Origin of the sequence: Rhodanobacter sp. DHB23 (assembly GCF_014842975.1) — a bacterium.
Classification (GTDB): Bacteria; Pseudomonadota; Gammaproteobacteria; order Xanthomonadales; family Rhodanobacteraceae; genus Rhodanobacter_A.
In genome coordinates this window covers 232445-257832 of record NZ_JACYXK010000025.1, presented here as the reverse complement: position 1 = coordinate 257832, position 25388 = coordinate 232445, and the positions used below count along the sequence as shown (strand labels likewise).

General features: G+C 68.0%; 27 protein-coding genes. 8 read left to right on the top strand and 19 right to left on the bottom strand.

Annotated features, from left to right (window positions below; genetic code table 11):
• Nucleotides 1-31 precede the first annotated feature (31 nt).
• Genes IHE47_RS08210 through IHE47_RS08195 form a run of 4 tightly spaced genes read right to left on the bottom strand, consistent with a single transcriptional unit; the run spans nucleotide 32 to nucleotide 3019 of the window.
• Nucleotides 32-571, bottom strand: a complete 540-nt coding sequence (locus tag IHE47_RS08210; RefSeq protein ID WP_192105402.1) for a pilus assembly protein PilP — start codon at nucleotides 569-571, stop codon at nucleotides 32-34.
• The gene (gene pilO, locus IHE47_RS08205; protein ID WP_192105401.1) at nucleotides 571-1233 is read right to left on the bottom strand and encodes a type 4a pilus biogenesis protein PilO; all 663 of its coding nucleotides are present in this window, start codon (nucleotides 1231-1233) and stop codon (nucleotides 571-573) included. Before pilO ends, IHE47_RS08210 begins: the two co-directional genes overlap by 1 nt.
• A complete protein-coding gene (locus IHE47_RS08200; RefSeq protein ID WP_192105400.1) occupies nucleotides 1230-1961 on the bottom strand; it encodes a PilN domain-containing protein in 732 nt (243 codons plus the stop codon). The genes pilO and IHE47_RS08200 overlap by 4 nt, the downstream gene beginning before the upstream one ends.
• Nucleotides 1961-3019: a pilus assembly protein PilM gene (locus IHE47_RS08195; RefSeq protein WP_343227459.1), complete on the bottom strand. Its 1059-nt coding sequence runs from the start codon at nucleotides 3017-3019 to the stop codon at nucleotides 1961-1963. Before IHE47_RS08195 ends, IHE47_RS08200 begins: the two co-directional genes overlap by 1 nt.
• 294 nt (nucleotides 3020-3313) lie before the next feature.
• Between IHE47_RS08195 and IHE47_RS08190 the strand changes: the two genes are divergently transcribed.
• The 3 genes from IHE47_RS08190 to IHE47_RS08180 all read left to right on the top strand — a co-directional run bounded on the left by IHE47_RS08190 (nucleotide 3314) and on the right by IHE47_RS08180 (nucleotide 6959).
• Nucleotides 3314-5839, top strand: coding sequence for a penicillin-binding protein 1A (locus IHE47_RS08190; RefSeq protein ID WP_192105398.1), 2526 nt, complete (start codon nucleotides 3314-3316; stop codon nucleotides 5837-5839).
• Nucleotides 5840-5909: 70 nt separating this feature from the next.
• Nucleotides 5910-6593, top strand: a complete 684-nt coding sequence (locus IHE47_RS08185; protein ID WP_192105397.1) for a hypothetical protein — start codon at nucleotides 5910-5912, stop codon at nucleotides 6591-6593.
• A gap of 39 nt (nucleotides 6594-6632) precedes the next feature.
• On the top strand, nucleotides 6633-6959 hold the full coding sequence (locus tag IHE47_RS08180) for an antibiotic biosynthesis monooxygenase (protein WP_192105396.1): 327 nt from the start codon (nucleotides 6633-6635) through the stop codon (nucleotides 6957-6959).
• Between the two features lie 87 nt (nucleotides 6960-7046).
• Here IHE47_RS08180 and IHE47_RS08175 read toward each other — a convergent pair whose 3' ends face one another.
• The 8 genes from IHE47_RS08175 to rpoZ all read right to left on the bottom strand — a co-directional run bounded on the left by IHE47_RS08175 (nucleotide 7047) and on the right by rpoZ (nucleotide 15887).
• The gene (locus IHE47_RS08175; protein ID WP_192105395.1) at nucleotides 7047-8342 is read right to left on the bottom strand and encodes a citrate synthase; all 1296 of its coding nucleotides are present in this window, start codon (nucleotides 8340-8342) and stop codon (nucleotides 7047-7049) included.
• 313 nt (nucleotides 8343-8655) lie between these two features.
• The gene (locus tag IHE47_RS08170; protein ID WP_192105394.1) at nucleotides 8656-8901 is read right to left on the bottom strand and encodes a type B 50S ribosomal protein L31; all 246 of its coding nucleotides are present in this window, start codon (nucleotides 8899-8901) and stop codon (nucleotides 8656-8658) included.
• Between the two features lie 58 nt (nucleotides 8902-8959).
• Entirely contained in the window at nucleotides 8960-9892 is a 933-nt protein-coding gene (locus IHE47_RS08165) for a nucleoside hydrolase (RefSeq protein ID WP_192105459.1), read from the bottom strand.
• 289 nt (nucleotides 9893-10181) lie between these two features.
• Entirely contained in the window at nucleotides 10182-12284 is a 2103-nt protein-coding gene (recG, locus tag IHE47_RS08160) for an ATP-dependent DNA helicase RecG (RefSeq protein ID WP_192105393.1), read from the bottom strand.
• A gap of 13 nt (nucleotides 12285-12297) precedes the next feature.
• Nucleotides 12298-12684, bottom strand: coding sequence for a RidA family protein (locus tag IHE47_RS08155; protein WP_192105392.1), 387 nt, complete (start codon nucleotides 12682-12684; stop codon nucleotides 12298-12300).
• 66 nt (nucleotides 12685-12750) lie between these two features.
• Complete coding sequence (locus tag IHE47_RS08150; protein ID WP_192105391.1) at nucleotides 12751-13287, bottom strand: isochorismatase family protein; 537 nt, start codon at nucleotides 13285-13287, stop codon at nucleotides 12751-12753.
• 16 nt (nucleotides 13288-13303) lie between these two features.
• Entirely contained in the window at nucleotides 13304-15472 is a 2169-nt protein-coding gene (locus IHE47_RS08145; RefSeq protein ID WP_192105390.1) for a bifunctional (p)ppGpp synthetase/guanosine-3',5'-bis(diphosphate) 3'-pyrophosphohydrolase, read from the bottom strand.
• A 127-nt stretch (nucleotides 15473-15599) separates the two neighbouring features.
• On the bottom strand, nucleotides 15600-15887 hold the full coding sequence (gene rpoZ, locus IHE47_RS08140; protein WP_192105389.1) for a DNA-directed RNA polymerase subunit omega: 288 nt from the start codon (nucleotides 15885-15887) through the stop codon (nucleotides 15600-15602).
• Nucleotides 15888-16099: 212 nt separating this feature from the next.
• Between rpoZ and IHE47_RS08135 the strand changes: the two genes are divergently transcribed.
• Nucleotides 16100-16957 (top strand): VacJ family lipoprotein, encoded by an 858-nt coding sequence (locus IHE47_RS08135; protein ID WP_192105388.1) that lies wholly within the window; start codon nucleotides 16100-16102, stop codon nucleotides 16955-16957.
• Between the two features lie 63 nt (nucleotides 16958-17020).
• Here IHE47_RS08135 and IHE47_RS08130 read toward each other — a convergent pair whose 3' ends face one another.
• The 7 genes from IHE47_RS08130 to IHE47_RS08100 all read right to left on the bottom strand — a co-directional run bounded on the left by IHE47_RS08130 (nucleotide 17021) and on the right by IHE47_RS08100 (nucleotide 22165).
• Entirely contained in the window at nucleotides 17021-17323 is a 303-nt protein-coding gene (locus IHE47_RS08130; RefSeq protein WP_343227458.1) for an STAS domain-containing protein, read from the bottom strand.
• Complete coding sequence (locus tag IHE47_RS08125; protein WP_192105387.1) at nucleotides 17313-17996, bottom strand: ABC transporter substrate-binding protein; 684 nt, start codon at nucleotides 17994-17996, stop codon at nucleotides 17313-17315. The genes IHE47_RS08130 and IHE47_RS08125 overlap by 11 nt, the downstream gene beginning before the upstream one ends.
• A 32-nt stretch (nucleotides 17997-18028) precedes the next feature.
• Nucleotides 18029-18898 carry an outer membrane lipid asymmetry maintenance protein MlaD gene (gene mlaD, locus IHE47_RS08120; protein ID WP_192105386.1) on the bottom strand — a complete coding sequence of 290 codons (870 nt, stop codon included), beginning with the start codon at nucleotides 18896-18898 and terminating at the stop codon, nucleotides 18029-18031.
• Nucleotides 18899-18935: 37 nt separating this feature from the next.
• Nucleotides 18936-19709 carry a lipid asymmetry maintenance ABC transporter permease subunit MlaE gene (mlaE, locus tag IHE47_RS08115; RefSeq protein WP_192105385.1) on the bottom strand — a complete coding sequence of 258 codons (774 nt, stop codon included), beginning with the start codon at nucleotides 19707-19709 and terminating at the stop codon, nucleotides 18936-18938.
• On the bottom strand, nucleotides 19706-20536 hold the full coding sequence (locus IHE47_RS08110; protein WP_192105384.1) for an ABC transporter ATP-binding protein: 831 nt from the start codon (nucleotides 20534-20536) through the stop codon (nucleotides 19706-19708). The genes mlaE and IHE47_RS08110 overlap by 4 nt, the downstream gene beginning before the upstream one ends.
• 70 nt (nucleotides 20537-20606) lie before the next feature.
• Complete coding sequence (gmk, locus tag IHE47_RS08105) at nucleotides 20607-21227, bottom strand: guanylate kinase (protein WP_192105383.1); 621 nt, start codon at nucleotides 21225-21227, stop codon at nucleotides 20607-20609.
• A gap of 77 nt (nucleotides 21228-21304) precedes the next feature.
• Nucleotides 21305-22165 carry a YicC/YloC family endoribonuclease gene (locus tag IHE47_RS08100; RefSeq protein WP_192105382.1) on the bottom strand — a complete coding sequence of 287 codons (861 nt, stop codon included), beginning with the start codon at nucleotides 22163-22165 and terminating at the stop codon, nucleotides 21305-21307.
• A 70-nt stretch (nucleotides 22166-22235) separates the two neighbouring features.
• Between IHE47_RS08100 and rph the strand changes: the two genes are divergently transcribed.
• The 4 genes from rph to hemW are packed head-to-tail and all read left to right on the top strand — an operon-like array spanning nucleotide 22236 to nucleotide 25256.
• Nucleotides 22236-22979 carry a ribonuclease PH gene (gene rph, locus IHE47_RS08095; RefSeq protein WP_192105381.1) on the top strand — a complete coding sequence of 248 codons (744 nt, stop codon included), beginning with the start codon at nucleotides 22236-22238 and terminating at the stop codon, nucleotides 22977-22979.
• Nucleotides 22976-23494: an N-acetyltransferase gene (locus IHE47_RS08090; RefSeq protein ID WP_343227457.1), complete on the top strand. Its 519-nt coding sequence runs from the start codon at nucleotides 22976-22978 to the stop codon at nucleotides 23492-23494. The genes rph and IHE47_RS08090 overlap by 4 nt, the downstream gene beginning before the upstream one ends.
• Nucleotides 23491-24093, top strand: coding sequence for an RdgB/HAM1 family non-canonical purine NTP pyrophosphatase (rdgB, locus tag IHE47_RS08085; RefSeq protein ID WP_192105380.1), 603 nt, complete (start codon nucleotides 23491-23493; stop codon nucleotides 24091-24093). The genes IHE47_RS08090 and rdgB overlap by 4 nt, the downstream gene beginning before the upstream one ends.
• Nucleotides 24090-25256, top strand: coding sequence for a radical SAM family heme chaperone HemW (gene hemW, locus IHE47_RS08080; RefSeq protein WP_192105379.1), 1167 nt, complete (start codon nucleotides 24090-24092; stop codon nucleotides 25254-25256). Before rdgB ends, hemW begins: the two co-directional genes overlap by 4 nt.
• The last annotated feature ends 132 nt before the right edge of the window (nucleotides 25257-25388 follow it).

Sequence of the window (25388 nt, the reverse complement as noted above, 5' to 3'; positions counted from 1 at the left end):
TGGTTGCTCATTGCATCAGCCCCTGTGTCCCCTATTTATCGCCGAGCGCGAGGCTGGCCGAACGCTCCATCCAGCCGCCGTTGCCGTTGGATACCAGTTCGGTCAGATCGATGTGGTCGTCGCTGACCGCGGTGACGCGGCCATAGTTCTGGCCCATGTACTCGCCATTGTGCACTTGATGGATCACGCCCATGGGGTCCTTCACCAGCGCCACGGTGCCCGGGCCTGCGCCGATGGTGCCGACCATCTTCAGGCTGTCCAGCGCGAACATCTCGAGCGGCTGCCTGGGCCGGTTCTGGTCCGGCCGCGGCCCGCTGTTGGCAGCCGCGTCCTGCTCCACGGCGCTGGGCCCGAACGGATCGCGCAGGTCCTGGTCGGCGTAGGTGAAGGTCTCGAAGGTCTTGATGACCGGCAAGGGCGGAACCGGCTGGCCCTTCTTGGCCTTCTGCTGGGCGATCCACTCGCGCAGGTCCGAGGTACCGCGCGTGCAGCCCCCCAGCATCAGCACGGCGGCCAGCAGCAGGCCGATGCGGGTCAGCGTCACCGGTTTCATGGCAGCGGACAGCTTCATCACTTGCGCCCCCCTGCCTGCTTGGCCGAACCCTTCACCGCGGCGGCGGCCTCGTCCTCGTCCAGATAGCGATAGGTCTTCACCGTGCCCTGCAGGACCAGGACGCCATCGGTGGAAGCACCATTCTTGGCGCCGTGCTCGGGCGTGAGCGCCACGTCGTGCATGGTCAGGATCACCACCCGCGGCAGCGAGGCCACGCCGCTGATGAAGGTACCGAACTGGTGATAGGTACCCACCATCCTCAGCTGGATCGGCTTCTCGGCGTAGAAGTCCTTCGGCACCTCGGGTTGGGGCGTGAAGGAGTCCACCTGCAGGCCAGCCGCCAGCGCGGTCTGCGAAACGTCGACCAGCAGTTCGGGCATTTCGGTCCTGCTGGGCAGCTGGCGTAGCAACTGGCGCAGCATGTCCTTCATCTCGTCGAGCTGCTTCTGCAGCACGTCGAGGTTCACCGCCTTGGCCTGCTTGGTGCTGAATTCCTGCTTGAGCTGCTCTTCCTTGCCCGCCAGCGTGGCCAACTCGTCCTGCTGGCCGCTGATATAGGCATACCAGCCCACCAGCACCACCAGCAGGAACAGCAGCGTGGTGAAGAAGATCTTGACCGACTGGGGCCAGCCACCGACGTTGTTGCGGTCGAGGCTGCGCAGATCGTCTATGAGTTTCATGCCTTGGCCCCCCCCTTGGCAGCCGCGGTTACGGCATCAGCCGGCTTGGCCGGAGCAGGGGCCGCCCCCGGTTTGGCGCCGGGAGCGATGGCTGACGCAGGCGGCAGGGATGTGGTGCTGCCCGCATGCGCCGGCGCCGCCGCGGAGCTGGAGCCCGCAGGCAGCAGCGCGCCACTGTCGTCGACCTTCGGCTTGCCCAGGCCCACGCTCAGGCCGAAACCGTAGGGCATGCGCGAGGCGTCATGGGTGTTGACGGTGCTGCGCAGGTCCACGTGTCCCATCCACGGCGAGGCCTCGATGTTGCGCATGTACTCGGCGACGCTGGCGTTGGACTGCGCGACGCCGTCCAGCGACATGGTGTCGCCGGCCTGCTTCAACGCGGTGAGGCGCACGCTGTTGGGTATCGTCTTCACCAGCTCGTCGAACAGGTGCACCATCTTCGAACGGTCCGCCTGCAACTGCTCGATGATCTGCTTGCGCGCAAGCAGGTGGTCGCGCACCTTGTCCAGCTCCTTGATCTTGTCGATCTTCACGTCGAGCTGCTTGATCTCGCCCTGCAGGATCGCGTTGCGATCGCCCTGGTTGTCGACGCGCGCGCCCATCCAGAGCGCCCACAGGAACACGAAGCCGAGGCCGGCCACGAAGGCGGCGCCGAGCTGGCCATAGAATTCGCGCTCGCGCAGCTTGCGCCGCTCGGCACGCCATGGAAGGAGGTTGACGTGTGCCATCAGTCGAAACTCCTCAGTGCCAGGCCGACCGCGACCATCAGCGCCGGCGCATCCTGGGACAGCGACTGCCCCTGCACCTTGGGCGACATCGACATGCGCGCCAGCGGATTGGCCACCACGCAGGGCACGCCGACATGTTCCTCGAGCATCCCGGCGATGCCGTCGATGGTGGCGCAGCCGCCGGCCAGCACCACCTGGTCGACCTTGCTGTATTCGCTGCCGGCGAAGAAGAACTGCAGCAGGCGGCTGACCTGCTGCACCAGCGATTCCTTGAACGGTTCCAGCGCCTCGCTCTGGTACGACTCGGGCAGGCCGCCCTTGCGCTTGGCGCGACCGGCCTCCTCGTAGGAGAGCCCGTAGCGGCGCATGATCTCGTCGGTGAGCTGCTTGCCGCCGAACACCTGTTCGCGCGAGTAGATCGTGCGCTGGTTGCGCAATACCGACAGCGTGGTCATGGTCGCGCCCACGTCCACCACCGCCACCAGCGCGTCGCGGCCCACGTTGAGCTGGTCGGTGAGCAGGGCGAACGCGTTCTCCATCGCGAACGCCTCCACGTCGACCACCTTGGCGGTGAGGCCGCCCAGCTCCAGCGCGGCGACGCGCATGTCCACGTTCTCGGTGCGCGAGGCGGCGAGCAGGACGCTGTTCATCTCGGGATTGTCACGGACTGGGCCCAGCACCTCGAAATCGAGGCTCACTTCCTCGATCGGATAAGGGATGTACTGATTCGCCTCGACCTGGATCTGGCCTTCCAAGTCGTCCTCGCTCAGTTCGCTCGGCATCGGGATGATGCGGGTGATCACCGCCGAGCCGGCCACCGCGGCGGACGCGTGCTTGAGCTTGGAGCCGGAGCGCGCCAGGGCGCGGCGGATCGCCTCGCCCACCGCCTCGACCTCGACGATGTTCTTTTCGACCACGGCATTCGGCGGCAGCGGCTCGACGGCGTAGTGTTCCACGCGGTAACGCCCGCCCGACTGGCTGAGCTCCAGCAACTTGACGGCGGTCGAGCTGATATCGACACCGATCAGCGCCGGCTTCTTGGGTGTGAAGAGCCCCACGGTATTCCCCCTTTGCCCCTGGGCGGCAAGGCCGGATTTCCGGCCGATCCGCGACGGCATTAGATCGAAAAATTAACGTCCCCGCAATGGCCTGCCGCATTTTTTTCAAGTATTTCCCGTGATGGCGCCCACATTTGGGTCGACACCTTTTTGCGGTGTGACGGGAGCCCCATTCCGCCCCGGACTCACGATGTTGCGTTCCGCGCGGCCATGCAACCTAAGATGTGCCGGTCCAGGGTGGCTGGCGACACAACCTCTATACTCTGCCGGTCTCGAAACCGGCCTCCGCCACACATGCGTATTCTCAAGCGTCTGCTCCGCTGGGCCCTGATCCTGGCGTTCTCGGGTCTTCTGCTGGCGGTGCTCGCGGTGGGCGTGGCGTACTGGCTGGTGGCCCCGCGCCTGCCTTCGGTGGCCGTGCTCAAGGACTACCACATGCAGGTGCCGCTGCGCGTGGAAAGCGCCGACGGCAAGCTGATCGCCACTTTCGGCGAGACGCGGCGCATCCCGGTGGCCATCGCCGACGTGCCCGACAACCTCAAGCATGCCGTGCTGTCCGCTGAGGACGCCGACTTCTACCATCACCCGGGTGTCGATTGGCGCGGCATAGTGCGCGCGGGCTGGCGCGTGATCCTGGCCGGCGGCGACAAGGTGCAGGGCGGCTCCACCATCACGCAGCAGGTGGCGCGCAACTTCTTCCTCAGCCCGCAGAAGCTCTATTCGCGCAAGCTGATCGAGATATTCACCGCGCTGCGCATGGAGCAGGAACTGGACAAGGACCAGATCCTGGAGCTGTACCTCAACAAGATGTTCCTCGGCCATCGCTCCTACGGCGTGGCGGCGGCCGCCTCGTACTATTACGGCAAGACGCTGGACCAGCTCACCATCGCGCAGGGCGCGGCCATCGCCTCCACCTTCCAGTCGCCGTCGGTGGTGAACCCGCTGACCAACCAGGCGCGCCTGCTGGCGCGGCGCAACTGGGTGCTTGGCGAGATGCTGCGGCATCGCTACATCACCGATGCGCAATACCAGGCGTCGCTCGCCGAGCCGAACGACGCCGCGCCGCACGACGTGCCGATCCAGGTCGACGCGCCCTACCTCGCCGAGATGGTGCGCCGGCAAGTGCTCGACCGCCTCGGTAACGATGCGCTCACCGAAGGCTACGTGGTGAAGACCACCATCCAGTCCGCCGACCAGCTGGCCGCGACCGACGCGGTGCGCAAGGGCCTGCTCGACTACGACATGCGCCACGGCTGGCGCGGCCCGGAAGCGCACCAGGACCTGGCCGCCGACGCCGGCACGCAGGACTGCGTCCGCGCGCTCGCCGGCTATGCCGCCGTTTCCGGCCTCGAACCGGGCATCGTCTCGGCCAGCTCGGCCGACGCGGCCACCGTCGTCACCGCCACCGGCCAGAGCGTGGAGCTGGACCGCACCGCCATCGCGTGGGCACGCCCGTACATCAACGAAAGCCACGCAGGCGCGGCGCCGGCGCGGGTGGACGCCGTGCTCAAGCGCGGCGACATCGTGCGCGTGTCGCGGGACGACAAGGGCGCCTGGCAACTGGCGCAGATTCCCGCCGTGCAAGGCGCGCTGGCCTCGATCCGCCCGGAGGACGGCGCGATCGAGGCGCTGGTGGGCGGCTTCAGCTTCACCCGCAGCAAGTTCAACCGCGCGGTGATGGCGGCGCGCCAGCCCGGCTCCAGCTTCAAGCCCTACCTGTACTCGGCGGCGTTCGACCACGGCTTCACGCCGGCGTCGATCATCAACGACGCCCCGCTGGCGCTGCCCGACCCGTCGAAGCCCGGCGGTCTGTGGACGCCAAGCAACGACGACGACAAGTTCGCCGGCCCGATGCGCCTGCGCGAGGCGCTGGTGCAATCGAAGAACCTCGTCTCGATCCGCCTGCTCGACGCCATCGGCATCCGCTACGCGCGCGAATTCATCACGCGCTTCGGCTTCCCGCTCGACGCGCTGCCGGCCAACCTGTCGATGGCGCTGGGCACCGCCTCGACGTCGCCGATCAACATGGCGCGCGGCTACGCGGTGTTCGCCAACGGCGGCTACCTGGTCACACCGTACTTCATCAGCGAAATCGACGACCGCGACGGCAAGGCCATCTACGTCGCCAATCCCGCCCGCGCCTGCCGCGAATGCCAAGCGCGCCTGCTGGAAAACGCCCCGCCCGGCCCACCGCCCGCCGACATGGGCAAGCACCCGGCCAACCAGCTCGTCGACAACGCCAGCGCCGCGGCCCCGGCCAGCGCCGCCAGCACCGACGATTCCGGCGTGGAGACCTTGCCGGCCGACGCCGGCGGCGGCGAGCACGCACCCGTGCTGGCGCCGCACGTGCTGGGCCCGCGCACCGATTTCCTGATCACTTCGCTGATGAAGGACGTGATCCTGCGCGGCACCGGAGCCGCGGCCAAGACGATGGATCGTGCCGACCTCGCCGGCAAGACCGGCACCAGCAACGACTTCCGCGACGCCTGGTTCCTGGGCTTCAACGGCGACGTCTCCACCGCGGTATGGGTGGGTTTCGACAACTACGGCTCGCTGGGCCATGGCGAGTTCGGCGCCAAGGCCGCGCTGCCGATCTGGATGGACTACATGGGCACGGCGCTCAAGGGCCAGCCGCTGAATTCGCTGCCGATGCCGCCCGGCATCGCCACCGTGCCGATCAACCGCGATAGCGGCCTGCCCACCACGCCGGACGATCCGGACGGCATGAACGAGTTCTTCAAGGTCGAGGACCTGGATCGCCTGCGCAACCAGGCCACCCAGCAGCAACAGGAACAGCAGAACCCCTACAACATCTTCTGACCGGCCGCCGCGGCTTCGCACGCCCCACCGCTTGCGCTAGTCTGGCGGGGCAAGCGGCGGAGGATCAGACATGGCACGAGGCGAACACCACCGCATCCATGCAAGCGACCGCCAGCAGCGCAACCGGCTGCGCGTGGCGCAGGAAGCGGCCCGCCTGATGAGCGAGCACGGCATCCGCGACTTCCATCGCGCCAAGCTCAAGGCCGCCGAGCGGCTGGGCATCCTCGACGAGCAGGCGCTGCCGCGCAACCAGGAGATCGAGCAGGCGCTGCGCGAGCACCAGCGCCTGTTCCACGCCGAAAGCCAGCCGCAACTGCTGCAGGAACGCCGCGAGGCGGCGGCGGAGGCGATGCGCTTCCTGGCCCGCTTCGAGCCGCGCCTGGTCGGCGCCGTGCTCGACGGCACCGCCGACGCGCATTCGGCCGTCTGCCTGCACGTGTTCAGCGACGATCCCGACGCCGTGCACCGCCACCTGCACGAGCACGGCGTGCCGTTCGAGACGCAGACGCGCCGCCTGCGCACCAGCCGCGACGGACAGGCCGAATTCCCGGTGCTGCTGTTCGCCGCCGATGCACTGCCATTCGACCTCACCGTGCTGCCGCACGATGCGCTGCGCCAGGCGCCGCTGGACCGCATCGACGAGAAACCGATGCGTCGCGCTGCACTGGCCGCCGTGGAGGAACTGCTGGCTGAAGGCGACAACGACACGGACGAGTTGGAGCGCATGCTCGCCAACGCGACGCGACGTGCGTAGGCGGATCAATCAATTCATTCTTGATCGAATCTTCATGCCGTGATTCTCGAAATCGCGCAGCTGCAAGTCAGGCCCGGACAGGAGGCGGCATTTGAAACTGCCTTCCATGCGGCTCAGCGCATCATCGCGTCAATGCCCGGCTATCTGGGCCATGAACTTCAGCGCTGCATCGAAAAGCCCGGCCACTACATGCTTCTGGTCCGTTGGACGTCGGTCGAGTGCCATGAGATCGGCTTTCGTCAATCCGGCGAATATCAGGAATGGCGCAAGTTGCTGCATCATTTCTACGACCCGTTTCCGACGGTTCTGCACTACGACCGGGTGGCGGGTTCCAGCATGGCAACAGCAGAGCGCGATCCGGGGTGAATTCGATCTGCCCACCGGATCACAAGCAAGGCAACGCAAAACGCCCGGCATTGCCGGGCGTTTTGCGTTGCCTTGCTTGATTGCGGATCAGCGCTTGCCGGAAGCCACGTAGTCGCGCACGCCGGCGCCGGTGTAGATCTGGCGCGGGCGGCCGATGCGCGAGCCGGGGGTTTCGTGCTGCTCGATCCAGTGCGAGATCCAGCCGGCGGTGCGCGCGATCGCGAACATCACGGTGAACATCTCGGTGGGGATGCCCAGCGCCTTGTAGATGATGCCGGAGTAGAAGTCGACGTTCGGGTACAGCTTGCGCTCGACGAAGTAGTCATCCTTCAGCGCCGCCTCTTCCAGCTTCATCGCCACGTCCAGCAGTGGGTCGTTGACGCCCAGCTCGGCCAGCACCTTGTGGCACATCTCGCGGATGATCTTCGCGCGCGGATCGAAGTTCTTGTACACGCGGTGGCCGAAGCCCATCAGGCGGAAGCTGTCGTTCTTGTCCTTGGCGCGCAGCACCGCGGTCTCGACCTTGTCCGGCGTGCCGATTTCCTGCAGCTGCTTGAGCACCGCCTCGTTGGCGCCGCCATGCGCAGGGCCCCACAGCGCGGTGATGCCCGCGGCGATCGACGCATACGGGTTGGCGCCGGTGGAGCCGACCAGGCGCACGGTCGAGGTCGAGGCGTTCTGCTCGTGGTCTGCGTGCAGGATGAACAGCAGGTCCAGCGCCTTGGCGGCCACCGGGCTCATCTGCAGCGGCTCGCTCGGCACCTCGAACATCATGTGCAGGAAGCGGTCGACGTATTCGAGGTTGTTGCGCGGGTAGCGGAACGGCCAGCCGATCGAATAGCGGTAGCAGGCCGCGGCGATGGTCGGCATCTTCGCGATCAGGCGGATCGCAGCGAGCTTGCGGTCGGCCGGGTCGTCGACGTTCAAGTCGTCGTGGTAGAACGCCGACAGCGAGGCCACCGCGGCGGCCAGCATCGCCATCGGGTGCGCATCGTGGTGGAAGCCCTGGAAGAAGTTCTTCAGCGACTCGTGCATCATCGTGTGATGCGTGATCTGGTTCTCGAAGGACGCGAACTCGTCCTGCTTCGGCAGCTCGCCGTTGAGCAGCAGGTAGGCCACCTCGAGGAAGCTGGACTTCTCGGCCAGCTGCTCGATCGGGTAGCCGCGGTACAGCAGCACGCCCTGGTCGCCGTCGATGTAGGTGATCGCGCTCTTGGTGCTGGCGGTCGAACCGTAGCCCACGTCGTAGGTGAAGTGGCCGGTGTCCTTGTACAGCGTGCTGATGTCGATGCAGGCCGGGCCGAGGGTGCCGGAAACCAGCGGCATGGTGCTGCTGCGCTGGGTCGACTCATCCACCAGCTTGACAGTCTTGGGATCGGACACGGGAACCTCCTTAGCGTGGGTCGCGCCAGCCGGAGGCGCGTGGCGTCGCCGACGGACGAGGGGGAAACGTGCATCGCGACCGGGGAATGCCGCGATGTCATCCGCGCATTATCGCACAACGGCCAACAGCCATGCGTTCGCGGATGGTCGTATCCCGAGCGCAGAAAATCGCCTGGAGCGGCATGGCACCACGCCGGCGGCGGCGCGAAGGGCGCGCCGGGGATGGCGGACGCAAAAACACACGGGGCAGGCTACTGCCTGCCCCGTGTGCGTATGCTTCAGGCCATCGCCACGCGATGGCCGCGAAACGCGCTTACTTCTGCGCGTAGCGCTTGCGGAACTTGTCGACACGGCCGCCGACGTCCAGCGTCTTCTGCTTGCCGGTGTAGAACGGGTGCGAATGGCTGGAGATATCCACCTTGATCAGCGGGTACTCGTTGCCGTCCGTCCACTTGACGGTGTCCTTGGCGGCAATCGTCGAACGCGTCAGGAACGCGAAGTCGGACGACAGATCCTGGAACACCACCGGGCGGTAATTCGGATGGATATCGGGCTTCATGACGGGCTCTGTTGCAGCGTGAAAAGAGGACAAGTTTAACCAGCCTCGCGGCAGTGCGTCAAGCCGCGCCCAACGCTCTGCGCACCATCGCCGCGAAGCGCGCCTGGTCCACTTCCAGCACGATGCGCGCCTGCGCGGGCAACCCCAGCCGCTTCGCCCAGTCCACCACGGTGGCGCCGCGGGTGAGGCGGCCATCCAGCTCGACGGCCACCGCCCGCGTCTCGCTGCGCACGACGATGGACGGGTCGATCGCCACCGCCATCGCCAGCGCGTCGGCGGCCACCACGCCGTTGCGGTCGTGCGTGGCATTGTACTCGCGCGCAGTGCGGAACACCTGCTCGAAGAACTTCGCGCGCCGGTCGCCGGCCGCGATCCAGCCATCGAACTCGGCATCGTCGAAACCGTGGCGCAAGGTAGCTTCCCAGTCGACCAGGTCGAAGGCGGGGAAAGCCTCGAACACGACGTGCGCGGCCTCGGGATCGAAGCCCACGTTGAACTCGGCGGGCACCTTGCCGGTATTGCCGTGGCCAGTCACCGCGCCGCCCATCACCACCAGTCGCTTCACGCGCTGCGGCAGCGTCGGGTCGAGCCTGAGCGCCAGCGCGAGGTTGGTCAGCGGCGCCAGCGCCACCAGGGTCAATTCGCCGGGGCGCTCGCGGGTGAGCCGCAGCAACGCCAGCGCGGCGGCCTCGTCCTCGGCGGCGGCCGCCGGCTCGGGGAAGCCCACGTCGCCAAGGCCATCCACGCCGTGCACGAAGGCCGCATCCTCGTCCGGCGCGCGCACCAGCGGGGTGGCGCAGCCGGGGAACACCGGGAACGTGGCGCCCAGCAGGTCGCGCAGGGTGCGCGCGTTGCGTACGGTGTGGCCCAGGCCCACGTTGCCGGCGGCCACGCTCAAGGCGGCGATGTCGGCATGGGCATGCGCCATCAGGATGGCCAGCGCGTCGTCCACGCCGGGGTCGGTATCGATCAGTAGTTGTGGTTTGCTCACGGTGCTCATGAATAGATAGTCACAGCAATTGAAAAGTGCGGCCAGGGATGGCCGCCCGTTTGATCTTTGCAATCAGGATGATTGCAGAAGCACTGAAAAGTGCAGCCATGGATGCCTGCCCGTTTGATCCTCGCGATCAAGGATGATCGCAAAGGTACCGAAAAGTGCGGCCATGGATGCCTGCCCGTTTGATCTTTGCAATCGGGATGATTGCAGAAGCACTGAAGAGTGCAGCCATGGATGGCCGCCCGTTTGATCTTCGCGATCATGGATGATTGCAAAAGCAAAGCTAAGCCCGCGCATAGCGCGCCGCGCCGCCGATCCAGCGCGCGATCAGCAGGTCCGCCTCGCGCGAATGCCCCGCCAGCAGGCGTTCGCCCACCTGCTGCACGGCGGGCAGCAGGTGGGCGTCGCGTGCAAGGTCGGCGATGCGGAAGCTGAGCTGGCCGGTCTGCCGCGTGCCCAGCACTTCGCCCGGGCCGCGCAGTTCCAGATCCTTCTCGGCGATGCGAAAGCCGTCGTTCGTCTCGCGCATCACCGCCAGCCGCTCGCGCGCGAGCTGACCCAGCGGCGGCTGGTACAGCAGCACGCAATTCGACGCCACGGCACCGCGCCCCACGCGACCGCGCAACTGGTGCAACTGCGCCAGCCCGAGGCGCTCGGAATTCTCGATCACCATCAGGCTGGCATTGGGCACGTCCACGCCCACCTCGATCACCGTGGTGGCGACCAGCACGGCGAGTTCGCCGGCCTTGAACGCATCCATCACCGCCTGTTTGTCCTTCGGCTTCAGGCGACCGTGGATCAGGCCCACCTTGCAGCCGGCAAGCGCGGTGGAGAGCTCCGCGTGCGCCACTTCGGCGGCCTGTGCGCGCAGCTGGTCGGACTCCTCGATCAGCGTGCACACCCAGTACGCCTGCCGCCCTTCGGCGCAGGCCACGCGGATGCGCTCGATCACCTCGGTGCGGCGCGCATTGGACACCGCCACCGTCTGCACCGGCGTGCGGCCCGGCGGCAATTCGTCGATGGCGGAAACGTCGAGGTCGGCATAGGCGCTCATCGCCAGCGTGCGTGGGATCGGCGTAGCGGTAAGTACCAGTTGGTGCGGCACTTCGCCGCGCGCATGGTCGGCGCCCTTGTCGTGCAGCGCGAGGCGCTGCTGCACGCCGAAGCGGTGCTGTTCGTCCACGATCACCAGGCCCAGCCGCGCGAAGTCCACGCCCTCCTGCATCAGCGCATGCGTGCCCACGGTGACCGGCGCGCCTTCGGCCACGCGGCGCATCGCCGCATCGCGCGCCCTGCCCTGCTGCTTGCCCGCCAGCCATTCCACTTCCAGGCCCAACGGCACCAGCCAGTGGCGGAAGTTGCGCAGATGCTGCTCGGCCAGCAGCTCGGTGGGCGCCATCAGCGCCACCTGGTGGCCCGACTCCACCGCGGCGAGCGCGGCCAACGCCGCGACCACCGTCTTGCCCGATCCCACGTCTCCCTGCACCAGCCGCAGCATCGGATGCGCCTGCGCGAGATCGCGCCGCACCTCCGCATCCACCCGCCGCTGCGCGGCGGTCAGCGCGAACGGCAGCGATGCGAGCATCCGCTCGCGCAGCGCACCGGCCGCGGCCAGCCGTGGCGCCCGGCGCTTCTGCACGGCCGCGCGCATGCGTTTCAGGCTCAGGTGCTGGGTCAGCAATTCCTCGAAGGCCAGGCGTTGCTGCGCGGGATGCCGGCCACACAGCAGCAGGTCCTGCCGCGCGTCGAACGGGGGACGGTGCACGGTGAGCAGCGCATCGCGCAGCGAGGCAAGGCCGTGCGCGGCGCACAGCTCGTGCGGAATCAGCTCCAGCGCCGGCTCCGGCGGCAGCAAGGCCAGCGCCTTGGCGATCACGCCGGCCAGCCGTTTCTGCCCCAAGCCCTCGGTGGTCGGATAGACCGGGCTTAGCCTGTCCTCCACCGCAGCCTCCTCGCCCGCGGCCAGCCGGCGGTATTGCGGGTGCACCATCTCCAGGCCCTGCGCCGCGTGGCGCACTTCGCCGAAGCACAGCAGCCGCGCGCCCGGCGCAAGCTGTTCGGCCTGCGCGCGGTTGAAGTGGAAGAAACGCAATTGCAGGGCCTGCCGCGAGTCGTCGGCCAGCGCCACCTTCAGTTGCGGGCGGTAGCGGAAACCGCGCTCCACCGCCTCGACCGTGCCCACCACCTGCGCGCTCTGCCCGGGGCGCAGGTCGGCGATGGGGGTAATGCCGGTGCGGTCCTCGTAGCGCAGCGGCAGGTGGAACCACAGGTCCTGCACGCGCTCCAGCCCCAGCTTGTGCAACAGCTCCTGCAGTGCCGGCCCCACGCCCGGCAGCCCGGCCACCGGTCGTGCGCCTGCATCCGTTGCGGCGGCGACGCTCGTCATCGGGCGATGCGGATCAGTCCAGCACCATGATCGCGTCCACTTCCACCTGCGCACCCTTGGGCAGCGCCGAAACCTCGATGGTGGAACGCGCCGGATACGGCTGCTGGAAGTACTCGGCCATCACCGCGTTCACCTCGGCGAAGTTCGCCAGGTCGGTGACGTAGATGCCCACGCGCACGATCTCCGCCAGCGAGCCGCCGGCCGCCTGCGCCACCGCAACCAGGTTGTCGAACACGCGCCGCGCCTGCGCCGTGATGTCGCCCTCGACCAGGCTGCCGGTGGCCGGGTCGAGCGGGATCTGCCCGGAGAAATACACGGTGCCGCCGGCGCGTACGGCCTGCGAATACGGGCCGATCGCGGCGGGCGCATGGGTGGTGGCGATGATCTGGCGGGACGACATGGCGGAAACCTCGCGACTGCAATTCAGGCCTGCCAGTCTAAACGAGCCCGCCCTTCGTCGCAGGCTTCAGAACCCCACGGCATCGTGCGCGGCGAGCTCGACGGCGACGTCCGGGCGTGCCAGGCCACCGATGGATCGATTGAGATGCGCCACGATCTGCTCGCCGCTGATCGACACGTCGCCGAAAGCGGTACTGGCCGCGGTGTGCGCATCGCTGGCCAACACGATGGAATAGCCCTCGCCCACCGCGCGATGCGCCGTTGCGCGTATGCAGTAATCGCTCTGCGCACCAGCGAGGACCAGCCGCCGCGCACCGAGGCCATCGAGTACACCGCGCAATGGCGTGCCGACGAAGGCGTCGCAACAGGTCTTGCGGACCATCGCCTCGCCAGGCTTAGGCACGAGTTCCGGCATGAGCTGCCACCCCGCGCTGCCGTGCAGCATGTCCGCTTCTTCATGCTGCACCCAGACCACCGGCACGCCTTCGCGGCGCGCCCGGGACACAAGTACGCCGACGCGTGCGACCACGCCTTCGACGTCGAAGCAGCCTTCCAGCACGCCGACCTGCAGGTCGATCACCAGCACGGCGGTAACGGAACCCATCACGGCTCCGCGTGCATCACAGCGGATAGCGGTAGACGCCGCTCACCACGCCGGTGCGGCGCACGCGGCGGATCACGTCGGCGAGGTGCTTGCGGTTCTTCACTTCGATGGCGAACAGCAGCGTGGCGGCGGCGAGGTCGCGCTCGACGTATTCCACGTTGTCGATGTTGGAATCCGCCGCCGCGATCGCCGCGGCGATGGTGGCGAGCACGCCGGGGCGGTTGATGACCTCGATGCGCAGCTCGGCGCGGTAATCGCCCTGTACATCGCGATCCCATTCGATGTCCACGCAGCGCTCGGGCGACTTGCGCAGCTCGACCACGTTCGGGCATTCCTCGCGATGCACCACGATGCCCTTGCCAGGCGAGAGATGGCCGAAGATCGCATCGCCCGGCAGCGGGTGGCAGCAATTGGCGAAACTGAGCACGCCGCGCTCGGCGCCGGTGATGTGGATCTTCTCGTGCACCATGCCGACGCCGGGCATGCTGTCGTCGGACTGGCCGTCGCGCAGCGCCAGCAGGTGGCGCGCCACCACGTCGGGCATGCGGTTGCCCAGCGCGATCTCGGCCAGCAATTCCTCCAGGCGCTTGAGCCGCGCCTCGTGCAGGAAGCGGTCCAGCACCTCGGTCGGGACCGCGTCCAGGCTGCTGCCGCGTGCTTCCAGCGCGCGATCGAGCATGCGATGGCCGAAGTCCACCGCGTCCTCGTGCTGCAGGTGCTTCAAATACTGTCGGATCGCGGTGCGCGCCTTGCCGGTGACCACCGATTCCAGCCAGGCCGGGTTCGGCACCGCCGACGGCGCGGTGATGATCTCCACCAGTTGCCCCGACTCCAGCCGCGTGCGCAGCGGCAGCAGCTTCTTGTCCACGCGCGCGGCCACCGCGTGGTCGCCCACGTCGGTGTGCACGGCATAGGCGAAATCCAGCGCGGTGGCATTGCGCGGCAGCGCGAGGATGTCGCCGCGCGGGGTGAACAGGTAGACCTCGTCGGGGAACAGGTCGATCTTGACGTTCTCGATGAACTCGCTCGACGAGGCGGTGTTGACCTGGCTGTCGGCCAGCGAGGACAGCCACTCGCGGGCGCGCGCCTGCGCGCTGTTGGCTGGGCCGGAATCGGTCTTGTAGGCCCAGTGCGCGGCCACGCCGCGCTCGGCCACCGAATCCATCTCGGCGGTACGGATCTGCACCTCGATCGGCGCGCCGAACGGTCCCAGCAGCACGGTGTGCAGCGACTGGTAGCCGTTCGCCTTCGGGATCGCGATGAAATCCTTGAAGCGCCGGTCCACCGGCTTGTACAGCCCGTGCACCACGCCCAGCGCCATGTAGCAATTCAACGCGCTCTCGACCACCACGCGGAAACCGTACACGTCCATCAGCTGGGCGAAGCTCTTGTGCTCGCTGCGCATCTTCGAATAGATGCTCCACGGCGACTTGATCCGGCCGACCACGCGCGAAGGCAGGTGCTCGGCGCCCAGCCGCTGCGACAGCGCGGCCTCGATCTTGCCCATCGCCTCGCGGCGGTTGCCCAGCGCGGCGCGGATGCGTTCGCTGATCACGCGGTAGCGGTCCGGGTGCAGCGCACGGAAGCCCAGGTCCTGCAGCTCGGCCTTGATCGCGTTCATGCCCAGGCGCTGGGCGATCGGCGCGTAGATCTCCAGCGTCTCGCGCGCGATGCGGCGGCGCGAGGGTGCATCTTTCGCGCCCAGCGTGCGCATGTTGTGCAGGCGGTCGGCCAGCTTGATCAGGATCACGCGCAGGTCGCGCGCCATCGCCAGCAGCATCTTGCGGAAGCTTTCCGCGTCCGCCTCCTGGCGGGTGCCGAAGCGCATCTTGTCCAGCTTGGTGACGCCGTCCACCAGCTCGGCCACGGTCTCGCCGAATTCGGCGGCCAGCGCGCTGCGACTGAGCGCGGTGTCTTCCAGCGTGTCGTGCAGGATCGCCGCGATGATGGTCTCGGCATCCATGCCCAGCTCGGCGAGGATGCCGGCCACGGCGACCGGGTGGGTGATGTAGGGCTCGCCACTCTTGCGGGTCTGGCCCTCGTGCGCCTGCGCGCCGACGTGGAACGCGCGCAGCACGCGTTCGAGTTGCGGCTCAGGGAGATAGCCGAGCTGCTCCTTCAGCGCCAGCACGTAGGGCGGCAGCACGGCGGGGTCGATGTCGACTGGCGTGCTGGCGGCGGTCATGCCTGGAGTCGCCCATAGGTTCGCGCCGACGGCGCGGCCTTGCTGTGCAACCAGGTGCGGCCAGCCGCGCGTGCGGGCGCACCGGTTGCCCCGGTGCCATGCATGCGCGGTCTACAGCCACCCTCCATCAATCGTCGCCGCCCTTGAGGTCGTCGTCCACTTCGGCCGCGGCCCACTCCAGCGCCTCGCGCTCGGCGCGCTCGCGCTCGGCCTTGTCGATCTCGTCGATGGTGGCCTGGTCGATGCGGCGGCCGGCGATCTCGCGCAGCGCCAGCACGGAGGGCTTGTCGTTGTTCGGGTTGACTGCCGGTTCGGCACCCTTGGCGAGCTGGCGGGCGCGCTTGGTCGCCATCAATACCAGTTCGAATCGGTTGTCGACCACCTCGAGGCAGTCTTCCACGGTAATGCGTGCCATGCCAAATCCTTAGGGAATAGAGACTTATACAGAGTGACAGTTTAGAGCAGCGGACCTTGGGCTGGCAACGCGAACCACGCCGGTGCAAAGGCGTGCGCCACGGAATGCGAAAGCGGAACGAAACGCGTGCAGGATATAAAACCAGTCGGTACACTATTGCACCTCAGGCGCTCCACCAGCCGCTTCCCCACTCTGGCCGCGATTGCATCCCCATGCTTCGACTATTCCGACTTCCCCTGCTGCGTCGCAGCCTGATCCTCCTCGCGCTGGCGTTGCTGGCCGGCTGCGCGATCGCGCCGCCGCGCACCGACGACCCGCTGCAGAAGGTCAACCGCAAGGTCTATGCGCTCAACGACACGCTGGACAAGGCGGTGCTGCGTCCTGCTGCCGTGGGCTATCGCAAGGTGACCACGCCGGGCATGCGGCGCTCGGTGAACAACTTCTTCACCAACATCGAGCTGCCGGTCACCGTGGCCAACGACCTGCTGCAGGCGCGGCCCTCGCAGGCGCTGGGCAATACCGGGCGCTTCTTCATCAACCTCACCGTCGGCGTGGGCGGCCTGTTCGATCCAGCCAGCAAGCTGGGCCTGCCGCTGCAGACCACCGACTTCGGCATCACCCTGGCGCGCTGGGGCATGCCCGATGGCGACTTCGTGATGCTGCCCCTGCTCGGCCCGAGCACGCTGCGCGACATGTGGCGCTATCCGGTGGACGGTTACTTCTTCGATCCGCTGAGCCTGATCGCGAAAAACCACGGCTTCAACTTCGGCGAGTACTACCTGCCGCAGGTGCTGTATGTGGTGACGATGCGCGCGCAGCTGATCGACGCGGAAGGCTTCCTGCAGACGGCCTACGACCCGTATGCCTTCATGCGCGATGCCTACCGCCAGCGTCGCCTCTACCTGCTGTACGACGGCAACCCGCCGGCCGCGGTGGTCGACAAGCTGCAGGGCGTCGATCAGCAGGGCTTCGATCCCGACGAGCTGCTGGAGCAACAGAAGCAATGGGAGAAGCAGCACGGCTCGGCGCAACCGGCGACCACGCCGGCGCAGCAGCCCTCGCAGAATTGAAGCACGTCGTGCACACGAAAACGGGGCCGATCGGCCCCGTTTTCGCGTGCATCCCGGCACCGCTCAGACCAGCAGGGCTTCCACTCCACTGACCTGCGCCAACGTGCGCAGGCCCGCCGGCACATTCCGCAGGCCCACGGCCTGACCGCGCTGACGCGCCCCGGCCAGCACGGCCAGCATGCAGGCCAGGCCCGCACTGTCGCAATTGCGCACGCCGGCAAGGTCGAGTTGCGGGCGGTCGCCCGCGCGCAGCGCGTCGTCCAGCATCTGCAGGGCCGTGGTCGCGGTGGCAAAGCTCAATGTACCGGACATGCCCAGCGTGCCGGGCGTGGCGCGGTCCAGCTTGAACGCGTCGTCAGCCGCCACTGGCCTTGCCCTTGTCCTGCTCCATCGACTTCAGCGCCTGGTCGCCCTGGGTCTGCAGGTTCTTGATGAGCTGGTCGAGGCCGACCTTGCGGATCTCCGCATCGACCTGGTTGCGGTAGTTGGTGATGTAGGAGATGCCTTCGATCGACACGTCATAGGCTTTCCACTCGCCGCTGGCGGTCTTGCGGAACGCGAAATCCACCGAGACCGTCTTGCCGTCGCCGGTGGCCACCTGGGTGCGCACCACGCTGCGCTTGTCGTTGAGGTCGTCGCCGGCGGTAGCCGGCAACACCTTCACCGCGCCCGAGGTGTAGTCGAGCAGGCCTTCCGCATAGCGGCGGGTGATCGAGTTGTAGAACGCCTTGGAGAACTGCGCGCGCTGCTCAGGCGAGGCTTCGCGCGCGTGCTGGCCGAGCACCAGGATCGCCGCGTAGTCGACGTCGAAGTGCGGCAGGAACACGTTGTTGATGATGCCGATCAGCTTCTCCCGGTTCTGCTTCAGCTCGGCCTGGTGGCCGGCCACGGCGCTGTCGAGCTGCTGGGCGATGCCCTGCACCACCTGCGTCGGGGTCTGCTGGGCGGCAGGCTGCTGGGCCGCCTGCTGGGCGAAAGCGGGCGCGGCGAATGCGCTGCCGAGGGCAACGGCGAGGGCGAGGGCGAGATGACGCATCATGCGGAAACTCCAGTGTCTGTTGCGCAGCCGGCTCAATGCTTGCCGGCGGGGGTGGTCGGCGGGTTGGCGCCCTGCTTGCCGTCGCCGCTGCCGGAGCCGTTGACCAGGAACTTGCCGATCAGGTCTTCCAGTTGCATCGCCGACTGCGTGAGGATCATCTCGTCGCCGTTCTTCAGCATGTCCGGCGAGCCGCCGGGCTGGATCGCAACGTACTGGCTGCCGATCAAACCGCTGGTGAACACCGCCGCGGCGGAATCGTCGGGGATCTGGTCGTAGCGGTTGTCGATGGCCAGCGTCACCAGCGCATCGAGCTTGGCCGGCTCGGCCTGTACCGACGCCACCTGGCCGATCGGCACGCCGGCCATCTTCACCGGCGAGCCGACCGACAGCGTGCCCACGTTGCTGAAGCGCGCGGTCACCCGGTAGCTGCCGCCGATGTTGTCGGCTGCGCCGCCGGCGCCGAAGAACTTGCCGAGCATCTCCTCCAGCGGCTCGCTGGAACGGGTGAGCGCCAGCTTGCCGCCGTCGGCGACGTGGTTCTTCGAATGGCCGTACTCGATGCCCACGTACTGGTCGCCGAGCAGGCCGCTGGTGAAGATCGTGGCCACCGAATCGGCGGGGATGTCGGCATAGCGCTTGTCGATCGCCAGCTTCACGTCGGCCACCGGCTTGCCCGGCTCCAGCGCGATCGCCTGCACCTGGCCCACGCGCACGCCGGCGATCTTCACCGGGGCGCGCTCCTTCAGCTGGCCGATGTTCTCGAACTGCGCGTCCACCGTGTAGCTGGCGCCCTGCTGGCGGTTCGCCACCGAACTGGTCTGCGTGGCGAGATAGGCGAGCGCGGCGAAGCCGAGCACGATGAACAGGCCGGTGCCGACGGCATAGGATTTTCTCTGGCTCACGGCAACATCCTCGAAAAGAAACGTGTAGTCATGCGGATCACATCAGGAACGCGGTCAGCACGAAGTCCAGCGCCAGGATGGCGATGGACGAGGCGACCACGGTGCGGGTGGTGGCATAGGCCACGCCCTCGCTGGTGGGCGGCGCGGTATAGCCCTGGAACACGGCGATCAACGAGACCACCGCACCGAAGGCGAGGCTCTTCCAGATCACGCCGCTGACGATGTCCTGCCACACGTCCACGGTGGCGGTCATGTTCGACCAAAACGTGCCGTTGTCGATGCCCAGCCAGGACACGCCCACCAGGTGGCCGCCGAACACGGCCAGTGCGCAGAACACGCAGCACAGCAGCGGCATCGCGACCAGCCCGGCGAGGAAGCGCGGCGCGGCCACGTAGGCCAGCGGATCGACCGCCATCAGCTCCATCGCGGCGATCTGGTCGGTGGCCCGCATCAGGCCGATCTCGGCGGTGATCGCGGTGCCGGCGCGACCGGCGAACAGCAGCGCGGTGACCACCGGCCCCAGTTCGCGGTAGGTGGCGATCGCCACCACCGTGCCGCTCATCGAGGTGCTGCCGAACATCGACAGCACGTGGTAGAGCTGCAGCTCCAGCACCATGCCCACGAACAGGCCGCAGGTCATGATGATGGTGAGGCTCATCGCGCCGGTGAACCACAGCTGGCGCACCGTCTCGCGCCCGTGGCGCAGGCTGCGCGGGATCGCCGCAAGGACCTGCAGCAGGAACAGCCCGCAGTTGCCGATCTGGCCCAGCGCCTGCGTTACCACGTTGTCGTTGCCGATGCGCGCGTTCATGCCGTAGTACCCCGCGGGAAGCCCAGCGCCTCGGCGTAATCGCCGGCCGGGTACTGGAACGGCACCGGGCCGTCCGCCTCGCCGCCGAAGAACTGCCGCGTCCACGGCGAGCCGTCGTCGGCGATGGTCCTGGGATCGCCCTGCGCCACCACCTTGCCGTTCGCGATCAGGTAGATGTGGTCGGCCACCTGCTTGATCGCCTCCAGTTCGTGCGCCACCAGCACGCTGGTGATGCCCAGCGTCTCGTTGAGCGTGCGGATCAGCTTCAGCACCTGGTTCAGCGCGATCGGGTCGAGGCCCACGAAGGGCTCGTCGTAAAGAATGAGCATCGGGTCGAACACGATCGCGCGCGCCAGCGCCACGCGCCGCGCCATGCCGCCGGAAAGCTCGCTGGGCATCAGCTGCGCCGCGCCGCGCAGGCCCACCGCCTGCAGCTTGGTCAGCACCAGGTTGCGGATCAGCACCTCCGGCAACTTCGTGTGCTGGCGCAACGGGAACGCCACGTTCTCGAACACGTCGAAGTCGGTGAGCAGGGCCGAGTTCTGGAACAGGTAGCCGATCTTCTCGCGCAGCGCGTACAGCGCCTCGCGGTTCAATTCCGGCACGTTCCGGCCATCGACCAGGATCTGCCCCGCGTCGCCGCGCATCTGCCCGGTGATGTGCTTGAGCAGGGTGGTCTTGCCGGTGCCGCTGGGGCCCATGATCGCGGTGACCTTGCCGCGCGGGATGTCCATGTCCAGCGCGTCGAAGACCTTCTTGCCGTTCAGCACCGTGGTGAGGCCGCGGATGCGGATCAGCGTGTCATCGGGGGAGGCGGCGGCATTCATAAGCGGGCTACGTTAGCGGAGCGGCGGAAGGCCGCCAAGCCGGGAGTCATCCCGGGCGACGGCGTGGCGTTCAGGCCAGCAGTTCGGCGATCAAGGTCTCGTGCCGCCGGCATTGCAGCGCGCTGCGCAGGCGCACCGCGCGCACGATGGCCTGCAATTCGTCCAGCGCATCCTCGAAGCGGTCGTTGACGATGATGTAGTCGAACTCGTGGGCATGGGCGATCTCGCCGCGCGAGTTGGCGAGGCGGCGCTCGATCACCTCCGGCGCGTCCGAACCTCGACCGCGCAGACGGCGTTCGAGTTCCGCGCGCGACGGCGGCAGGATGAACACGCTCACGCAATCGGGCTTGCCCTTGCGGATCTGCGCCGCGCCCTGCCAGTCGATTTCCAGCAGCACGTCGCGGCCCTGCGCCAGCAGCGCGTCCACCTTGTCGCGCGAGGTGCCGTACAGGTTGCCATGCACCTCGGCGTGCTCGAGGAAGATGCCTTCGGCGATCTCGCGCTCGAACTCCGCGCGCTCGACGAAGTAGTAGTGGCGCCCGTACTGCTCGCCAGGCCGCGGCGGCCGCGTGGTGTGCGAGACCGACAGCGAGATCGCCGGCTCGCGCTCCAGCAGCGCGTTGACCAGGGTGGACTTGCCGGCACCCGAGGGCGCGGCGACCACGAACAGGGTGCCCGCTTCAATACTCATAAAGCCGCGCAACACGTTTGCTCCCTCTCCCCTTCGGGGAGAGGGTTGGGGAGAGGGCCAAGGCCTGCCGGATGCGCTCATTCAATGTTCTGCACCTGCTCGCGCATCTGCTCGATCAGCACCTTCAGCTCCACCGCGGCATTGGTGCTGCGCGCGTCCACCGACTTGGAGCCCAGCGTGTTCGCCTCGCGGTTGAACTCCTGCATCAGGAAGTCGAGGCGGCGGCCCACCGGCTCCTTCAGGCCCAGCACGCGGCGCGTCTCGGCAATGTGGGTGGCGAGGCGGTCGAGTTCCTCGTCCACGTCGCTGCGGGTGATCTGCAGCACCAGCTCCTGCTCCAGCCGGCCGGGGTCGGCGGGCTGCCTGAGGTCGGCCAGCCGCGCCTCCAGCCGGGCGCGCAACGCGACGCGGATTTCCGGCATCCATTCGCGCACCTGGAGCACGATGCGCTCGATCGCGTCCAGCCGCTCGCGCAGGATCTGTCCCAGCTTCGCGCCTTCGCGTTCGCGGGTGGCGGTGAGCGCGTCGAGCGCACGGTCGAGCACCTCGAACAAGGCGGCCTGTTGTGCTTCGGGATCGGCCGCATCCTGCTGCAGCACGCCCGGGAAGCGCAGCAGTTCGGTGAACTGCACCTGCATGCCGGGGAAGCGCGAGACCAGGTCCAGGTTCAGCTCGGAGAGCTGGTGCAGGAGCGCATTGTTGACCTGCAGCGATTCGCGCTGCACGTCGCTGCGGGCGCGCACGGTCACGTCCACCTTGCCGCGCGAGAGCTTCGCCGCGATGCGTTCGCGCAATGCCGATTCAAGGCTGCGCAACTCGTCCGGCAGGCGCGGCGAGAGTTCCAGGTAACGGTGATTGACCGTGCGCAATTCGCAGCTCAGCGCACCAGCAGGGCCACCGGATTCGGCGGAGGCGTAGGCGGTCATGCTGCGGATCATCGGCGGCCTGCGAACGGCGGGAAAGACCGCAATGGTAAACTTTCCCGCCCAGCCTTGCCCAATCGCCCCCATGAACCAGCCATCTCCTTCAGGCAGCCGTCCCAGCGGTCGCGCCAGCGACCAGTTGCGCGCCGTCTCCATCGAGCGCCACTTCACCCGCCATGCCGAAGGCTCGGTGCTGGTGAGCTTCGGCGACACCCGCGTGCTGTGCACCGCCAGCGTGGAGAACAAGGTGCCGGGCTTCCTGCGCGGCAAGGGCGAGGGCTGGGTCACCGCCGAATACGGCATGCTGCCGCGCGCCACCCACACGCGCAGCGACCGCGAAGCCGCGCGCGGCAAGCAGGGTGGGCGCACGCTGGAAATCCAGCGCCTGATCGGCCGCAGCCTGCGTGCCTGCGTCAATCGCCAGGCGCTGGGCGAACGCGTGATCACGCTGGACTGCGACGTGATCCAGGCCGACGGCGGCACGCGCACCGCCGCGATCACCGGCGCCTACGTGGCCCTGGTCGATGCGGTGAACGACCTGGTCCAGCGCGAGAACCTCAAGCGCAACCCCATCGTGGGCGCCGTGGCCGCGGTGTCGGTGGGCATCTACAAGGGCGTGCCCGTGCTCGACCTCGACTACGCCGAGGACTCGGACTGCGACACCGACATGAACGTGGTGATGAACGACGGCGGCGGCTTCATCGAAGTGCAGGGCACCGCCGAGGGCCACGCCTTCCGCCGCGACGAAATGGACGCGCTGCTGGCATTGGCCGAGAAAGGCATCGCCGAATTGGTCGCCGCGCAACGCGCCGCGCTGGGACAGGCGTGAACCTGATCCTGCGCCCGCTGCAGGCGACTGCGCAGGAACTGGCGACGACGCTCGCCGTCGAACGCGCCGCTTTCGGCCGCGACGACGAGGCTGACCTGGTGCAGCGCCTGCGCGAAGCCGGCGACAGCAGGGCGGAATGGGTGGCCGAGGCAGACGGCGGGATCGTCGGCCACGTGCTGTATTCGCCTGTACGCATCGAACATGGCGGGGATGGCGAGCCGCTCGGGCTGGCTCCGGTTGGCGTACTGCCGGCATGGCAGCGGCGCGGCATCGGCCACGCACTGATCGAGGCCTCGCTGGGTGCGTTGCGTGAAGCTGGCCGCCACTCGCTGGTGGTGGTTCTGGGCGAACCCGGCTACTACACACGCTTCGGCTTCGCCCCCGCCGCGCGAAGCGGATTGCACGACACCTACGACGGCGGCGACGCCTTCATGGCGCAGGCCCTGCGTCCCGGCGGCCTCGATGGCCGCCACGGCCGCGTGGACTACGCCCCTGCCTTCGACCTGCTCACATGACCAAGATCGTTCTCGCCAGCGGCAATCCCGGCAAGCTCAAGGAGTTCGGCGCACTGCTCGCCGACAGCGGCTTCAACGTGGTGCCGCAAGGCCAGCTAGGCATCGAGGATGTCGAGGAAACCGGCCTCACCTTCGTCGAGAATGCCTTGCTCAAGGCACGCCACGCCTCGCGCATCAGCGGCCTGCCCGCGCTGGCCGACGATTCGGGGCTGTGCGTGGATCATCTCGGCGGCGCGCCCGGCCTGTATTCGGCGCGCTACAGCGGCAACCACGGCGACGCCGCGGCCAACAACGCCAAGTTGCTGCATGCGCTGGAAGGCGTGCCGCAGGAACAACGCGGCGCCTTCTTCATCTGCGTGCTGGTGCTGCTGCGCCATGCCGAGGACCCCGCGCCGCTGATTGCGGAAGCCCGCTGGCACGGCCGCATCCTCGGCGAGGGTCGCGGCACCGGCGGCTTCGGCTACAACCCGGTGTTCCTGCCGGACGGCTACGCGCAGAGCGTGGCCGAGATGGACGACGCGCTGAAGAACCGGCTCAGCCACCGCGGCCAGGCGCTGGTCCTGCTGCGCGAGCGGTTGCGCGAACTGCACGCGGGATGAGCCTCGCCGCACCACCGCTGTCGCTCTACGTGCACATGCCCTGGTGCGTGAAGAAGTGCCCGTATTGCGACTTCAACTCGCACGGCCTGCGCGGCGCCCCGCCGCCGTATGCCGAGTACGTGGACCTGCTGCTGGCCGACCTCGACGCCGACCTGCGCGACTTCGGCGCCGCCGTCCACGCCCGCGAAATCGCCAGCGTGTTCTTCGGCGGCGGCACGCCCAGCCTGTTCGCGCCGGAACTGGTCGCGCGCTTCCTCGACGGCGCGCGCGCGCGCCTGCCGTTCGCGGCCGGCTGCGAGACCACGCTGGAAACGAATCCAGGCACGGTGGAGCACGGCCGCTTCGACGGCTATCTCAAGGCCGGCGTCAACCGGCTCTCCTTCGGCATCCAGAGCTTCGACGACGACAAGCTGAAGCGCCTGGGCCGCATCCACTCCGCCGCCGAGGCCGAGGCGGCGGTGAAGTCGGCGCAGGATGCCGGCTACGCCAATCTCAACCTCGACCTGATGTACGCGCTGCCCGCGCAGACGCTGGACGGCGCGCTGGCCGACGTGGAGCGCGCGGTCGCGCTGTCGCCCACGCATATCTCGCACTACCAGCTCACGCTGGAACCGAACACCGCCTTCGCCGCCAACCCGCCGCCCTTGCCCGACGACGACCATGCCTGGGCGATGCAGGAAGCCTGCGAGGCGCGCCTGGCCGAGGCGGGCTACGGCCAGTACGAGATTTCCGCCTACGCGCAGCCGGGGCGGCGCTGCACGCACAACCTCAACTACTGGCAGTTCGGCGACTACCTCGGCATCGGCGCCGGTGCGCACGGCAAGCTCAGCGATGCCGCGGCGGGCACGGTGCGCCGCCGCTGGAAGACCCGCCTCCCGCGCGCCTACATGGAAGCCGGCGCCAGCGCCCAGCGCATCGGCGGCGACAGCATCGTGGGCGCCGACGAACTGCCGTTCGAATACATGCTCAACGCGCTGCGCCTGATCGACGGCGTGCCGCTGGCGGATTTCGCCGCCCGCACCGGCCTGCCGCCGGAACGCATCGCCGCGCCGCTGGCCGAGGCCCGCCGGCGCGGCTGGCTCGCCGACGACGCGCAACAGCTGCGCACCACCGCACTGGGCCAGCGCTTCCTCAACGACGTGATCGCAAGCTTCCTCGACTGAGCGCGGGCGGACATCCGCTGCCCCCTTCCCTGGCCTGCGCGCAGGCGGCTCCCGGCATGAACCATGGGGACCGTGCGCAGGCGCCGGGGAGCGGCCCCGGCCATGGCGGCCCCGCGGCAACCCGCCTACACT

Bases quoted from the DNA above. Each gene is read 5' to 3' on its own strand.
- IHE47_RS08210 (WP_192105402.1), bottom strand. From the start codon at position 571: ATGAAGCTGTCCGCTGCCATGAAACCGGTGACGCTGACCCGCATCGGC.
- pilO (WP_192105401.1), bottom strand. From the start codon at position 1,233: ATGAAACTCATAGACGATCTGCGCAGCCTCGACCGCAACAACGTCGGT.
- IHE47_RS08200 (WP_192105400.1), bottom strand. From the start codon at position 1,961: ATGGCACACGTCAACCTCCTTCCATGGCGTGCCGAGCGGCGCAAGCTG.
- IHE47_RS08190 (WP_192105398.1), top strand. From the start codon at position 3,314: ATGCGTATTCTCAAGCGTCTGCTCCGCTGGGCCCTGATCCTGGCGTTC.
- IHE47_RS08185 (WP_192105397.1), top strand. From the start codon at position 5,910: ATGGCACGAGGCGAACACCACCGCATCCATGCAAGCGACCGCCAGCAG.
- IHE47_RS08170 (WP_192105394.1), bottom strand. From the start codon at position 8,901: ATGAAGCCCGATATCCATCCGAATTACCGCCCGGTGGTGTTCCAGGAT.
- recG (WP_192105393.1), bottom strand. From the start codon at position 12,284: ATGACGAGCGTCGCCGCCGCAACGGATGCAGGCGCACGACCGGTGGCC.
- IHE47_RS08155 (WP_192105392.1), bottom strand. From the start codon at position 12,684: ATGTCGTCCCGCCAGATCATCGCCACCACCCATGCGCCCGCCGCGATC.
- IHE47_RS08150 (WP_192105391.1), bottom strand. From the start codon at position 13,287: ATGGGTTCCGTTACCGCCGTGCTGGTGATCGACCTGCAGGTCGGCGTG.
- IHE47_RS08145 (WP_192105390.1), bottom strand. From the start codon at position 15,472: ATGACCGCCGCCAGCACGCCAGTCGACATCGACCCCGCCGTGCTGCCG.
- rpoZ (WP_192105389.1), bottom strand. From the start codon at position 15,887: ATGGCACGCATTACCGTGGAAGACTGCCTCGAGGTGGTCGACAACCGA.
- IHE47_RS08135 (WP_192105388.1), top strand. From the start codon at position 16,100: ATGCTTCGACTATTCCGACTTCCCCTGCTGCGTCGCAGCCTGATCCTC.
- IHE47_RS08125 (WP_192105387.1), bottom strand. From the start codon at position 17,996: ATGATGCGTCATCTCGCCCTCGCCCTCGCCGTTGCCCTCGGCAGCGCA.
- mlaE (WP_192105385.1), bottom strand. From the start codon at position 19,709: ATGAACGCGCGCATCGGCAACGACAACGTGGTAACGCAGGCGCTGGGC.
- IHE47_RS08110 (WP_192105384.1), bottom strand. From the start codon at position 20,536: ATGAATGCCGCCGCCTCCCCCGATGACACGCTGATCCGCATCCGCGGC.
- gmk (WP_192105383.1), bottom strand. From the start codon at position 21,227: ATGAGTATTGAAGCGGGCACCCTGTTCGTGGTCGCCGCGCCCTCGGGT.
- IHE47_RS08100 (WP_192105382.1), bottom strand. From the start codon at position 22,165: ATGATCCGCAGCATGACCGCCTACGCCTCCGCCGAATCCGGTGGCCCT.
- rph (WP_192105381.1), top strand. From the start codon at position 22,236: ATGAACCAGCCATCTCCTTCAGGCAGCCGTCCCAGCGGTCGCGCCAGC.
- rdgB (WP_192105380.1), top strand. From the start codon at position 23,491: ATGACCAAGATCGTTCTCGCCAGCGGCAATCCCGGCAAGCTCAAGGAG.
- hemW (WP_192105379.1), top strand. From the start codon at position 24,090: ATGAGCCTCGCCGCACCACCGCTGTCGCTCTACGTGCACATGCCCTGG.